This window comes from Streptomyces poriferorum (genome assembly GCF_019399235.1).
GTDB lineage: Bacteria > Actinomycetota > Actinomycetes > Streptomycetales > Streptomycetaceae > Streptomyces > Streptomyces poriferorum.
Genome location: NZ_JAELVH010000256.1, coordinates 1 through 13,283 on the forward strand (window position 1 = coordinate 1; position 13,283 = coordinate 13,283).

Sequence of the window (13,283 nt, forward strand, 5' to 3'; positions counted from 1 at the left end):
GTCCACCCCCGTACCGCCCCCGTCGTGCACGCCCCGACGCCCACCGACGAACCGCTCGGCTTTCCCGCGCTGCTCATCGCCTCGCTGCCGCTGGACACCACCCGCCGGCACCCCGCACCCGGTCCGCTCACCGACTTCCTGGTGGAGCGCGCGGCCGACGCGTACGCGGAACTGCTCGCCGACTGGCAGCCGGTGACCGTCGCGACGATCGGGCTCGTGCCCGGACCGCTCGGCAAGGGCGAACTGGACGGCGCGCTGCGGGGAGCCGTGCTGGAGCGGCTGCCGCGGGTCGCGTTCCTGGAACCGGCCGCCCCGCGCGACCCCGCCGCCGAACCCGACCGGTGGGACAGCTGGGACGCGGGGACGGAGAGCGCCCGCAAGGCCACCACCGCGCTGCGCCCGATCGAGGCCGAGGTGCTGGAGGGGGTCGGGGCCGAGACCGTCGCCGTGCTGGCCGAGGTGCTGCCGTGCCTGCTGCCCGCGGGACTTGAGCGCCGCGTCGAACTGCGGACACTCGGCGTCGCCCGGGTGCCGCTGACCGAGGCGATCGACCGGCTCGCGGGCCTGGAGCGCGGCCCGGGCTGGTGGCGGCGGCTGTACGACAGCCTGGCCGGCGTCGAGCCGGACCGGCTGTCCGGCCTTCCGGTGCCGCTCGCCGGTACGGAGTCCCAGGGCCCGGACCCCGATGCGCCGGCCGTCCCGCGTACGACGATCGGGCCCCGGCAGATCCTGCTCCCGCTGCCCGACGCACTGACCGGTCCCGTCCTGGACCGGCTCGGCCGGCTCGGGCTGAAGGTCGCGCACCCGGACGCCGCGCACCCGCTCCTGGAGAAGCTGGGCGCCCTTCCCGCCACGCCGCGCGCCGTGCTGACGACCCCGCAGGTGCGGGCCGCCGTCGCCGGTTCGCTGGACGCGGGCGAGATCTGGGACGAGGACGCGCTGGACGGCGACGAGCTCGTGGAGACCGTCCTCACCCTGGTCCGGGACGCCGACCTGGCACCCGGCGACGAGCCCTGGCTCGGTGCGCTCGCCCTGCCCGACGAGGACGGCGAGCTCGCACCGGCCGGTGAACTGGTGCTGCCGGGCAGCCCGTTCGCCGCGGTCGTGCGTGAGGGCGAAATCGCCCTGTGCGACGAGGAACTGGCCGACCGCTGGGGCGAACAGCCGCTCACCGCCTGCGGCGTCCTGGCCACGTTCGCGCTCGTCCGCGCCACCGACGTGGTCCTGGACCCGGACGAACTGGAGCCCCGCGACGGCGACTACGCCGAACCCGACGACGCCGGGCTGCTGGACGCCGTCGACGTGTGGTGCGAGGACATCCTCGACCAGCTTCCCGACACCCCCGTGCCGCCGGTCGCCACCGAGATCGTCGCCGTCCGCGACCTCGACCTCGTCGACGACGACGCCTGGCCCCAGGCGCTCGCCCTGCTCGCCAGGCCGCCGCTGCGGGACGCGCTGACCCAGCCGGTGCGCGTGCTGCTCCCGGACGGCACGACGCAGTCCGTGCGCCCGTACACCGCCTGGTGGCTGCGCGACCACCCGGTGCTGGACGGCCGCCGCCCGGCCGGTCTGCGCGCCCACGGCGGGGACCCCCGCCTCGCGGGCCTGTACGACTCCGCCGACGCGACCGGCTTCGACGACGCGCAGGTGCTGCGCGCCCTCGGGGTACGGACCTCGGTCGCCGCGCTGCTGGACGAGCCCGGCGGTGCGGCCGAACTCCTCGGGCGGCTCGCGGACGAGGACCGCCCGGTCGGCCCCGTGCAGCTGCACTCCCTGTACACGGCGCTCGCCGAGCTCGACCCGGAGCAGGTCACGCTGCCGGACGAGCTGCGGGCCGTCGTCGACGGCGAGGTGCGGGTCGTCGACGCGGCGGACGCGATGATCGCGGACGCCCCGGACCTGCTGCCGCTGACCGGGGGAGTGGCGCTGCTGCCCGTCGCCCCGGCGAGCGCGGCGGAGCTGGCCGAGCTGTTCCAGGTGCGGCGGCTCGGCGAGAGCGTCGAGGCGGAGGTGACGTCCGAGGGCGAGGAGCACCAGGTCCCGGACCCGGTCCGGATCCTCCTCGGAGCCGGCACCCCGGACACGTACGTCGAGCACGGCGAGCTGCGGGCGGGCGGCACCGAACTGGACTGGCGCCGCACCCCGGACGGCGTCGTCCACGCCTCGACGCTGGAAGGCGTCGCGGCGGGCCTGGCCTGGGCGGCGGGCCAGTGGCCGCGCCGCTTCGAGGTCGCGGCCCTGCTGGAGGACCCGTCCCGCACGGACGAACTGGCCCGGGACCGCTGGTTCGACTGAGCCCGGGTCTTTCGTTCGGATCAGGCCGGATCAGGCCGGATCAGGGGCCGGGCCACACGAGCCCGGCATGATCCGGACGAGAGGCCCCAGGGGCGGCCCCCGGACCGCCGCTACGCCGGAAAGCGGCGGCCCACCAGGCGCCAGGCGTACTCCAGGGCGACCGAGGCCACCACGGCGATGCCCACCGCCGTCCACGGCATCGTCGTGCCCACCAGCTTCAGGGCGAAGAAGTCCTGGAGCCACGGCACCATGAGCACGATCACGAACGCCAGGCCCATCGCCGCCACCAGGCAGATCCGCCACCAGGTGTAGGGGCGCGCGATGATCGCCAGGACCCACATCGAGACCAGGAACAGCGTGAGCGTGGCCGCGCTCGTCTCCGCGTCCAGGGCGCCCGTACCGGAGTAGTGGTTCCGGGCGATCAGGTACATCGCGAAGGTGGCGGCGGCCGCGATGGTGCCCGACGGGATCGCGTACCGCATGACGCGGCGCACGAAGTGCGGATGGGCCCGTTCCTTGTTCGGCGCCAGGGCCAGGAAGAACGCCGGGATGCCGATCGTCAGCGTCGACAGCAGGGTCAGATGGCGGGGCAGGAACGGGTATTCGACCTGGAAGCAGACGACCAGGACGGCCAGCAGCACCGAGTAGACGGTCTTCGTCAGGAACAGTGTGGCGACGCGGGTGATGTTGCCGATGACCCGGCGGCCCTCGGCGACGACGGACGGCAGCGTCGCGAAGCTGTTGTTCAGCAGCACGATCTGGGCGACCGCCCGGGTCGCCTCCGAGCCCGAGCCCATCGAGACGCCGATGTCGGCGTCCTTGAGGGCGAGGACGTCGTTGACGCCGTCGCCCGTCATCGCGACGGTGTGGCCGCGGGACTGGAGGGCGGCGACCATGTCCCGCTTCTGCTGCGGGGTGACGCGGCCGAAGACCGCGTTCTCCTCCATGGCGGTGGCCATCGCGTCGGGGTCGGCCGGCAGTTTGCGCGCGTCCAGGGTGTGCTCGGCGCCCGGCAGCCCGAGCTTGGCGGCGACGGCGCCGACCGAGACGGCGTTGTCCCCGGAGATCACCTTCGTGGCGACCCGCTGGTCGGCGAAGTAGGCGAGGGTCTGCCCGGCGTCGGGCCGCAGCCGCTGTTCCAGGACGACCAGCGCGCTCGGCACGGCCCCGTCGGCGAGGTCCGGGGCGTCGAGTGAGCCCCGCGCCCGGGCCAGCAGCAGGACCCGCAGGCCCTGCTCGTTGAGCTGCTCGATCTCGGTGAGCGCCGGGTCCGCCTCGGGCAGCAGCACGTCGGGGGCGCCGAGCAGCCAGGACGACGCCCGGCTCTCACCCTCGTCGAAGGCGGCGCCGCTGTACTTGCGGGCCGAGGAGAACGGCAGTGCCTGGGTGACGGTCCACGCCTGGTCCTCGGGGACCGGGTAGGTGTCGATGATGGCCTGGAGGCTGGCGTTGGGGTGCGGATCGGAGGCGCCGAAGGCTCCGAGGACGCGGCGCAGGTACGGGTCGTCCGTCCCGTTCAGCGCGCGGACCTCGGTGACGTCCATGCCGCCCTCGGTGAGGGTGCCGGTCTTGTCCAGGCAGACGACGTCGACCCGGGCCAGCCCCTCGATGGCGGGGAGTTCCTGGACCAGGCACTGCTTGCGCCCCAGCCGTACGACTCCGATCGCGAAGGCGACCGAGGTGAGCAGGACCAGGCCCTCCGGGATCATCGGGACGATGCCGCCGACGGTCCGGGCGACCGACTCCTTGAAGTTGTTGTCCTTGACGACGAGCTGGCTGATGATCAGGCCGATCGCGGTCGGGATCATCATCCAGGTGACGTACTTGAGGATGGTGGAGATGCCGCTGCGCAGCTCCGACTGGACGAGTGTGAAGCGGGAGGCCTCCTCGGCGAGCTGCGCGGCGTAGGCCTCGCGGCCGACCTTGGTCGCGGTGAAGGCGCCGCCGCCGGCGACGACGAAGCTGCCGGACATGACGGGGTCCCCGGTCCGTTTCAGCACCGGGTCGGCCTCGCCGGTGAGCAGGGACTCGTCGATCTCCAGGCTGTCGGCCTCGGTGACCGTGCCGTCCACGATGACCTTGTCGCCGGGGCCGAGCTCGACGAGGTCGCCGAGGACGATCTCGGAGACGGAGACCTCGGCCGCCACCCCGTCCCGGCGCACCGTGGGTTTCGCCTCGCCGATGACCGCGAGGCTGTCCAGGGTCTTCTTGGCCCGCCACTCCTGCACGATGCCGATGCCGGTGTTGGCGATGATCACGAAGCCGAAGAGGCTGTCCTGGATCGGCGCGACGAACAGCATGATCACCCAGAGCACGCCGATGATCAGGTTGAACCGGGTGAGGACGTTGGCGCGGACGATCTCGGTCACGGACCGGGAGGAGCGCACGGGTACGTCGTTGACCTCGCCGCGGGCGATCGCCTCGGCGACCTCGGCCGCGGTCAGTCCGCGGGCGGCGGCCGGGGCGGGCAGGTCCACCGGGTGGACCGGATCGAGTTCGGAACCGGCGTCGATCTTCACCGGCCGGCCGGTGCCGGGAGGTCCGGAGGAACCTGTCGGCTGGTCCCCGGAGGGATCGAGTGCCCGCTGAGTCATGGTTCCGACGGTACGGGCGGAACGTCCGGTTCACCCACCGAGCAGTCGGAAGATCAGACCGGGGGAGGAGGGGAATGGTCCCGTGGTCGTACGGGAGCGGTGGGGCGGTCCGCGCTCAGGCGGTGGCGGGCGGGGTGTCGCCGGAATCGTCCTGCGACGCGGTGGCCGCGGCGGCCCGCTTGAGTGCCGCGTCGCGGCCACGGACGTACCAGATGCCGATCAGCCCGAGGCCGGCGCCGGCCAGGCAGGTCCACACCCACCACAGGTGCCCGTGGTCGTCGAACCAGCCGTAGAACGGGAGCTGGGCCAGGAAGAGGACGAACCAGAGGATCGTGCCGCCGGTGATGGTCGCGACGACCGGCCCCTCCAGGGGCTCGGGTGCCTCGTGCTTCGGTGTCCACTTCGCCATGCGGCCAGTGTATGCGCGGCGTACATAAAGCTGGTCAGCCCAGTCGGCGCAAGGGTCTACGCGCGGAGATAGCGATCTTTGCCTTATGTATTCATACTGAATCTGCTTACGACTGTCGTGAATTGTTCGTACGAAGGTCCAAAGCTGACCAGAATTAACCCCCCTCTACGCACGACTGAGGTCATACATGTCCCCCTCGGCCACCGCTCCGGTCGACCCCACTCCGCCTCCGTCGCCCCGGCCCGCCGGCGGCCTGGACGGTTTCTTCAAGATCTCCGAGCGGGGGTCGTCGGTCGCGCGCGAGATCCGTGGTGGCTTCGCCACGTTCTTCGCGATGGCGTACATCATCGTGCTGAACCCGATCATCCTCGGCAGCGCGAAGGACATGTACGGCCACCAGCTCGACAGTGGCCAGCTGGTCACCGCGACGGTGCTGACCGCGGCGTTCTCCACCCTGCTCATGGGCGTCATCGGCAACGTGCCGATCGCGCTGGCCGCGGGCCTCGGCGTCAACACCGTCGTCGCCCTCCAGCTCGCCCCCCGGATGAGCTGGCCCGACGCGATGGGCATGGTCGTCCTCGCGGGCGTCGTGGTCATGCTGCTCGTCGCGACCGGCCTGCGGGAACGCGTGATGAACGCCGTACCGACCTCGCTCCGCAAGGGCATCGCGATCGGTATCGGCCTGTTCATCCTGCTGATCGGCCTGGTCGACTCGGGCTTCGTCTCCCGCATCCCCGACCTCGCGCACACCACCGTCCCGCTCCAGCTGGGCAACGACGGTCACCTCAACGGCTGGCCCGTCCTGGTCTTCATCCTCGGCGCGCTGCTCACGCTCTCGCTGATCGTCCGCAAGGTGCCGGGCGCGATCCTGATCTCCATCGTGGCGATGACCGGCGTCGCGCTGATCATCGACGCGGTCACCGACCTGCCGGCCGCGGCCTGGGGTCTGACCGTTCCGGAGTGGCCGGGCAACCCGGTCGCCTCGCCCGACTTCGGGCTGATCGGTGATGTCAGCCTGTTCGGCGGCTTCGACAAGGTCGGTGTCCTCACCGGCGTCCTGTTCGTCTTCACCGTGCTGCTGTCCTGCTTCTTCGACGCGATGGGCACCATCCTCGGCGTCGGCGACGAGGCCAAGCTGACCGACAAGGACGGCAACTTCCCGGGCATCAACAAGGTGCTGTTCGTCGACGGCATCGCGGTCGCCGCGGGCGGTGCGAGCTCCGCGTCGGCGGGCACCTGCTTCGTGGAGTCCACGGCGGGCGTCGGCGAGGGGGCCCGCACCGGTTTCGCGAGCATCGTCACGGGTCTGCTGTTCACGGCGGCGCTGTTCCTCACACCGCTGGCGACCATGGTCCCCTCGCAGGCGGCCACTCCGGCCCTGCTGGCGGTGGGCTTCCTGATCATCGCCGGCTCGGTGCGGGATATCGACTGGAGCGACTACACGCTCGCCATCCCGGCCTTCCTGGCCATGGTCATGATGCCGTTCACGTACTCGATCACCAACGGCATCGGGATCGGCTTCATCACGTTCTGCGTGCTGCGGCTGGCCGTCGGACGGGGTCGTGAGGTGCCGGTGGCCATGTATGTGGTGTCGGCGGTCTTCGTCTTCTACTACGCGATGCCGGCACTCGGCCTCACGTGATCCCCGGAGGGGTACGGGCGCGGGCTCACGGCCCGGGGGTCTCCGTCAGGTGACCTCCTCGGCCGTGACCCCCTCCGCTCCGTAGAACTTCTCCGTCTCGTCGACGGCCGCCTGGAAGCGCTCGTCGAAATCGTCGCGAATGAGCGTCCGGACCACATAGTCCTGGACGCTCATTCCGCGTTTGGCGGCGTGCTGCTTGAGCCGGTCGAGCAGCTCACCGTCTATCCGCAGGCTGAGCACTGTCGATCCCATGGCAAGCAGGGTTACGTCCTGCGGGCCCGACGCGCGTGACTTTCCGGAATCGACTCACTCGTTTGGGTGATCGATTGGTGATCTGGGCCTCGCGCGTGTACCACCGAGTGTCTTTAGGTTGGGTAATGAGTTACGCTAACAAACATGCCTGACCTGATCCACGACAGCGACAGTGCCGCCGCCGTGAGCTCCCTTCGTTCCGCCGTCATGCTGCTCGGCCGGCGCCTCAAGCACCAGCGCGTCGACGAGTCGCTGAGCCCCACCGAGATGTCGGTGCTCGGCACACTCGCGCGTTGCGGTTCGGCCACCCCCGGTGAGCTGGCCCGCAAGGAGCATGTGCAGCCGCCGTCGATGACCCGCATCGTCGCGCTGCTGGAAGCCAAGGGACTGGTCAGACTGGAACCGCACCCCGATGACCGTCGTCAGAAGATGGTCAGCCAGACCGAGCAGGCCGAAGCCATGCTCGCCGAGAGCCGCTCCAAGCGGAACGCCTGGCTGACCACCCTCGCCGAAGGCCTGGACGAGGACGAGTGGGAGACGCTGCGCAACGCCGCGCCCGTGCTGGAGAAGCTCGCCCACCTGTAGCGGAGCGGGCCGCGCCGGACCGAACCGGCGCACCGCCCCACCGCCGCATCCCCGTCAGTCAGCGCAATGTCCACGCCCGAGGAGGCGAACCCTTTTGAGTACGGGATCCGGAGCAGACTCCGCCCCCGCACCGACTTCCACCCACGAGAGCAAGCCCGGCGGGACCTTCTCGTCGCTGAAGATCCGCAACTACCGCCTGTTCGCAACCGGCGCCGTGATCTCCAACACCGGTACCTGGATGTCCCGCATCACGCAGGACTGGCTCGTCCTGAGCCTCACCGGGTCCGCAACCGCCGTCGGTATCACCACGGCACTCCAGTTCCTCCCCATGCTGCTCTTCGGCCTGTACGGCGGCGTCATCGCCGACCGGCTCCCGAAGCGCAAGCTCCTCCTCGTCAGCCAGGCGGCACTCGGCCTGTGCGGGATCGCGCTCGCCGTCCTCACGCTCTCCGGTGTGGTCCAGGTGTGGCACGTCTACCTGATCGCCTTCCTGCTCGGCATGGTCACGGTCGTGGACAACCCGGCCCGCCAGGCGTTCGTCTCCGAGATGGTCGGCCCCGCCCAGCTGCGGAACGCGGTCAGCCTGAACTCGGCGAACTTCCAGTCCGCCCGGCTCGTCGGTCCCGCCGTCGCGGGTGTGCTGATCACCTCGGTCGGCAGCGGCTGGGCCTTCATGTTCAACGGCCTGTCGTTCCTCGCACCGCTCGTCGGCCTGCTGATGATGCGTACGAGCGAACTGCACAAGGCCGTCGTCATCCCGCGCGCCAAGGGGCAGCTCCGCGAAGGGCTGCGTTACGTCTCCGGGCGTCCCGAGCTGATCTGGCCGATCGTCCTCGTCGGGTTCGTCGGCACGTTCGGATTCAACTTCCCGATCTGGCTGACGGCCTTCGCGGACGAGATCTTCCACGGCGGCGCCGGGATGTACTCGTTCTTCAACATCCTGATGGCGGCCGGCTCCCTGGCCGGCGCACTCCTCGCCGCCCGCCGCCGGTCCTCGCGGCTGCGGATGCTGGTGGCCGCCGGTACGGCGTTCGGTGTGCTGGAGATCATCGCCTCCATGGCACCGTCCGTCTGGATCTTCGCGATCCTGCTCGTCCCGATCGGGATGATCGGCCTGACGACCAACATCAGCGCGAACACCAGCGTGCAGATGGCCGCGGACCCGGCCATGCGCGGCCGGGTGATGAGCCTGTACATGATGGTCTTCGCCGGTGGTACGCCGGTGGGCGCCCCGATCGTCGGCTGGATCAGCGACGCGTACGGCGTCCGCACCGGCATGGCGGTCGGCGGGGCGTTCTCCCTGGTGGCCGCGCTCGGCGTCGGCTTCATGCTGGCCCGCGTCGGAGGTCTGCGCCTCAAGGTCGACCTGCGTCCGGGCCGCCCGCACGTGCGGTTCGTCCCGCGCGAGCAGCTGGCGACGGCGGCCTGAGAGCCGCCGGTACGCCACGCGATACGGCCCCGTACCGGGGAAACCCGGTACGGGGCCGTATCGCGTGGCGTGGCAGGCCCCCCCCGCTGCCACACGGGCCTGGGCCGCCGCGTAGTGCGACGGCGCGCGCGGAGGCCGGGAACGCCGGGACTGCCAGACTCGCCGCATGAGACTCTTCGCCGCCGTCCTGCCACCGGCCCCCGCCGTCGAGGAGCTGCGCCGTGCGGTGGTCCCGCTGCGCTCCCTGCCCGGCGCCGATACCCTGCGCTGGACGGGGACCCCGGGCTGGCACTACACGCTGGCCTTCCTCGGGGAGGTCGACGAGGAGCTGCTGCCCGACCTGTACAGCAGGCTGGAGCGGGCCGCGCACCGGACCGGGGCGTTCGGGATGCGCGTCCACGGCAGCGGCCGGTTCGACGGGCGGGCGCTGTGGGCGGGGGCCGCGGGGGCGCTCGACACCCTGCGGCTGCTTTCCGAGCGCGCCCACGCCGCCGCGCGCCGGGCCGGGGTGCCTATGGAGGAGCACCGCCGCTACACCCCGCACCTGACCCTGGCCCGCAGCCGCGTCCCGGCGGACCTGACCCCGTTCACCGCGGCCCTGGAGGGCTTCGAGGGCCTGCACTGGGAGGCGGGTGAGCTCAGTCTCGTACGCAGCATCCTGCCCGTGGACGGGGTACCCGGTGAGCAGCCCGGGTACGAGGTGGTGCGAGCCTGGGGCCTGGGTCGCTGAGCGGGGCGGTTACGCTCGACGGGTGGACCCGAAGACCAGAAACCGCATCATGGCAGCCGTGCTCGTGCTGATGTTCGCCGTCGTCGCCGTGGCGGCCGCGGTCGGCTGATGACGGCCTGCCTCAGCTGAACCCCCGCGCCGTCTCCTCCGCGAACGCCCCGGGGTTGTCGAGCATGATGTTGTGCCCGCAGTCCGGGACCGCGACCACGCGCACCCCGCCCGCCGCGAGCGCGTCCTCGCCGGGCAGCGGTCCGGCGTTCTCCGGGCGCAGGTACGTCACCGGGACCGGCAGCTCCAGCAGGAGTTCCCGCATCGTCGGCGTCGTCCCGCGTGCCAGGTTGACCGCGCTGCGGTGCAGGGCCTCGGGCCCGGCGAGCCGCATGGTCGACCACCAGTGCGCGTCCACCCGCTCGCGGACCTCGTCCCGGCCGTGGGCCAGGAACTCCTCCTCCGTGTACGCGGCGATGCCACTGCTGCCCGCCGGCGGCACCGGCGACGGGACGACCGGGTCGAGATTCGCGTCCACCAGCACCAGCCGCGCCACCAGGTGCGGGTGGCGGGCCGCGAGGACGATCGCCACCGCGCCGCCCATGCTGTGCGCGACGACCTCCGCTTCCCGGACCCCGGCCGTCTCCAGCGCCTCCGCGACGGCGTCCGCGTGGTCCTCCAGGGTGTAGCCGAAGTCCGTGGGCCGGTCGCTGATGCCGAAGCCGAGCAGGTCCATCAGCAGGGCGCGGCCGCCGGCGAGCAGCGGGTGGGTGGCGCTCGCCGTGAAGTAGGGGCCGCTGGAGGCGCCGAGTCCGTGGAGATAGAGCCGGGGCGGTGCGGCGGCGTCGTGGCCCGCGATCTCCACCCACCGGATACGCGCGCCGCCGGCCGTCACCTGTGCGTCCCGCATGTCTCCTCCTCGGATCCCGCCGCTGATTTCGCTGCTCTCGTAAGTATCGGTGAGACTATACATCGGCATCGAGGTATAACGGCGTGGGGGAAGATACGGGAATGCTGGAACTGGCCATCCTGGGATTTCTGTACGAGCAGCCGCTGCACGGGTACGAACTGAAACGGCGGGTCGCCCACCTCACCGGCCATGTGCGTCCGATCGCCGACGGCACCCTCTACCCCGCGATCAAGCGGCTGGAGCGCGCCGGACTGCTCGACCGCCGCACCGAACCCGGCACCAGAGCCGCGCCCCGGCACACCCTCACCCTCACCGACGGGGGCCGTGACGAACTGCTCCGCCGGCTGCGTGAGGCCGGTGACCTGGACATCAGCGACGAGAACCGCTGGTTCACCGTCCTCGCCTTCCTGCGCCACCTCACGGACCCGGCCGAGCAGGCCGCCGTACTGCGCAGGCGGCTGTCGTTCCTGGAGGAGCCCAGCAGCTTCTTCTACGAGGGGGAGCGGCCGCTCGGCGCCGAGGCGTTCGGCGACCCCTTCCGCCGGGGCCTGCTGAGGATCGCCCGCGCGACCAGTGAGGCGGAGCTGGGCTGGCTGGCCGAGACCCTGGCCGGACTGGAGGACTGACCGTCCGCGCGGATGTGGGCGGGTGCTTGCTTCGAGCGGACTCGAAGGCGTTGGCTTGGGCCCCATGAAGTACACACATCTGGGACGCACGGGACTCGAAGTCAGCCGCCTCGTACTGGGCACCATGAACTTCGGTCCGCAGACCAATGAGTCCGACAGCCACACGATCATGGACGCCGCACTCGACGCGGGCGTCAACTTCTTCGACACCGCGAACGTCTACGGCTGGGGCGAGAACAAGGGCCGCACGGAGGAGATCCTCGGCACCTGGTTCGCCCAGGGCGGCGAGCGCCGGGACAAGGTGGTCCTGGCGACGAAGGTGTACGGGAACATGGCCGCCGACGGCGACGCCTGGCCCAACCACCACAAGCTCTCCGCGCTGAACATCCGGCGTGCCGTCGACGCCAGCCTCAAGCGGCTCCAGACGGACCACATCGACCTGTACCAGTTCCACCACATCGACCGGGACACCCCGGTCGACGAGATCTGGCAGGCCGTCGACGTCCTGATCCAGCAGGGCAAGATCCTCTACGCGGGCTCGTCCAACTTCGCCGGCTGGAAGATCGCGCAGACCAACGAGACGGCGCAGCGCCGGGGTTCGTACGGTCTGGTCAGTGAGCAGTGCCTCTACAACCTCGCGGAGCGCCGCGCGGAGATGGAGGTCATCCCGGCCGCGCAGGAGTACGGCCTCGGTGTCATCCCGTGGTCGCCGCTGCACGGCGGACTGCTCGGCGGCGCGATCCGCAAGGAGAGCACGGGCGGCTCCGCCCGCTCGACCACCGGCCGGTCCGCCGAGACGCTCGCCGACCCCGTGGCGCGGGCACAGATCCAGGCGTACGAGGACCTGCTCGACAAGCACGGCCTGGAGCCGGGCGAGGTGGGCCTGGCCTGGCTGCTGACCCGTCCCGGCGTCACCGGCCCGATCAGCGGTCCGCGCACCCTCCAGCAGCTGGAGTCCGCGGTGCGCGCGGTCGACCTGGAGCTCTCGGACGAGGTGCTGGCCGGCCTCGACGAGATCTTCCCGGGCCCCGGCCCGTCGCCGGAGGCCTTCGCCTGGTAGGTCCGGCCGGCCGGACGGCCCAGGATCCAGCCCGGCAGCGCGGCGGTGACGAGCCATACGCCGCAGGCGACCGGCACCGCGCCGACGGTTTCGAGCGGGGAGCGGTGGGCGAGTACCGCCCAGGCGGCGACGCCGTTGATCCAGCCGCTCATGGAGAGGATCAGCGCCGCGCGCGGCGACAGGCGGAGGCGGGCGATGAGCTGGTCCGCGATCAGTACCCCCACCGTCAGCGCGGCGACGCAGGCCGCGAACGCGATCACGAGGTAGCGCCCGGAGAGCTCGTCCCTGGCCGCGTTGTCGATGGCCGCACCGCCCACGCCGAGGGGGACGGCGAGCAGGAGCGCGGAGACGAGCCGGGTGAAGAGCGACTTCTCCCGCGGGTCGAACATGTTGGTGAACCCCTGGGCTCCCGCCATGCCCAGCAGCCAGGCGAGTACGGCGCCGGCGAGCACCCCCTCCGTGCCGGCCGGGGAGCACAGCGCCACCAGGAGGGCCGCGACCAGCGCCGTACCTCCACCGGCGAGCCAGGTGGCCGCCACGGTCCGGGTGGAGGCCGCTTTGCCGCGCGACGCCCGCCCGGCGATGCGCAGCCGCTGGGGCGTGGCCGGGGGCTGCGGTCCGCCCGGGAGCGGGAGCGGGAACGGGTAGGCCGGCATCGACGGCTGGAAGGGGAGGGTGGACGGAACCGGCGGATGCGGGACCGGGGCGGCCACCTGGCTCGCCGGTGGAGGTACGGCGCTGGTCGCGGCCCTCCTGGTGGCGC

General features: G+C 71.6%; 12 protein-coding genes. 8 read left to right on the forward strand and 4 right to left on the reverse strand.

Going from position 1 to position 13,283, the window contains the following annotated elements; all coding sequences use genetic code 11:
- Positions 1-2,295: molecular chaperone Hsp90 (locus JGS39_RS31455; protein ID WP_219573148.1), on the forward strand; the 2,295-nt coding region annotated here is incomplete at its 5' end.
- A 110-nt stretch (positions 2,296-2,405) separates the two neighbouring features.
- Here JGS39_RS31455 and JGS39_RS31460 read toward each other — a convergent pair.
- Both JGS39_RS31460 and JGS39_RS31465 read right to left on the reverse strand, forming a co-directional pair.
- Positions 2,406-4,889, reverse strand: coding sequence for an HAD-IC family P-type ATPase (locus JGS39_RS31460; protein WP_219573149.1), 2,484 nt, complete (start codon positions 4,887-4,889; stop codon positions 2,406-2,408).
- Positions 4,890-5,004: 115 nt separating this feature from the next.
- On the reverse strand, positions 5,005-5,298 hold the full coding sequence (locus JGS39_RS31465; RefSeq protein ID WP_219573150.1) for a DUF2530 domain-containing protein: 294 nt from the start codon (positions 5,296-5,298) through the stop codon (positions 5,005-5,007).
- Between the two features lie 187 nt (positions 5,299-5,485).
- Here JGS39_RS31465 and JGS39_RS31470 point away from each other — a divergent pair, with 187 nt between their 5' ends.
- Positions 5,486-6,940, forward strand: a complete 1,455-nt coding sequence (locus JGS39_RS31470) for an NCS2 family permease (protein WP_219573151.1) — start codon at positions 5,486-5,488, stop codon at positions 6,938-6,940.
- 45 nt (positions 6,941-6,985) lie between these two features.
- Here JGS39_RS31470 and JGS39_RS31475 read toward each other — a convergent pair whose 3' ends face one another.
- On the reverse strand, positions 6,986-7,192 hold the full coding sequence (locus JGS39_RS31475; RefSeq protein ID WP_148019339.1) for a ribbon-helix-helix protein, CopG family: 207 nt from the start codon (positions 7,190-7,192) through the stop codon (positions 6,986-6,988).
- Between the two features lie 144 nt (positions 7,193-7,336).
- On the opposite strand from JGS39_RS31475, the gene JGS39_RS31480 reads away from it, so the two are divergent.
- From JGS39_RS31480 to thpR, 3 genes are all read left to right on the forward strand, one after another.
- Positions 7,337-7,777: a MarR family winged helix-turn-helix transcriptional regulator gene (locus JGS39_RS31480; RefSeq protein ID WP_219573152.1), complete on the forward strand. Its 441-nt coding sequence runs from the start codon at positions 7,337-7,339 to the stop codon at positions 7,775-7,777.
- Positions 7,778-7,871: 94 nt separating this feature from the next.
- Positions 7,872-9,206 (forward strand): MFS transporter, encoded by a 1,335-nt coding sequence (locus JGS39_RS31485; protein ID WP_219573153.1) that lies wholly within the window; start codon positions 7,872-7,874, stop codon positions 9,204-9,206.
- Positions 9,207-9,372: 166 nt separating this feature from the next.
- A complete protein-coding gene (gene thpR, locus JGS39_RS31490) occupies positions 9,373-9,936 on the forward strand; it encodes an RNA 2',3'-cyclic phosphodiesterase (RefSeq protein ID WP_219573154.1) in 564 nt (187 codons plus the stop codon).
- A 121-nt stretch (positions 9,937-10,057) separates the two neighbouring features.
- Here thpR and JGS39_RS31495 read toward each other — a convergent pair whose 3' ends face one another.
- The gene (locus JGS39_RS31495; RefSeq protein WP_219573155.1) at positions 10,058-10,834 is read right to left on the reverse strand and encodes an alpha/beta fold hydrolase; all 777 of its coding nucleotides are present in this window, start codon (positions 10,832-10,834) and stop codon (positions 10,058-10,060) included.
- Positions 10,835-10,935: 101 nt separating this feature from the next.
- Here JGS39_RS31495 and JGS39_RS31500 point away from each other — a divergent pair, with 101 nt between their 5' ends.
- The 3 genes from JGS39_RS31500 to JGS39_RS31510 all read left to right on the forward strand — a co-directional run bounded on the left by JGS39_RS31500 (position 10,936) and on the right by JGS39_RS31510 (position 13,168).
- Positions 10,936-11,460, forward strand: coding sequence for a PadR family transcriptional regulator (locus JGS39_RS31500; RefSeq protein WP_219573158.1), 525 nt, complete (start codon positions 10,936-10,938; stop codon positions 11,458-11,460).
- A gap of 64 nt (positions 11,461-11,524) precedes the next feature.
- Positions 11,525-12,520 (forward strand): aldo/keto reductase, encoded by a 996-nt coding sequence (locus JGS39_RS31505; RefSeq protein ID WP_219573156.1) that lies wholly within the window; start codon positions 11,525-11,527, stop codon positions 12,518-12,520.
- Positions 12,521-12,934: 414 nt separating this feature from the next.
- Positions 12,935-13,168, forward strand: coding sequence for a hypothetical protein (locus JGS39_RS31510; protein WP_219573157.1), 234 nt, complete (start codon positions 12,935-12,937; stop codon positions 13,166-13,168).
- The last annotated feature ends 115 nt before the right edge of the window (positions 13,169-13,283 follow it).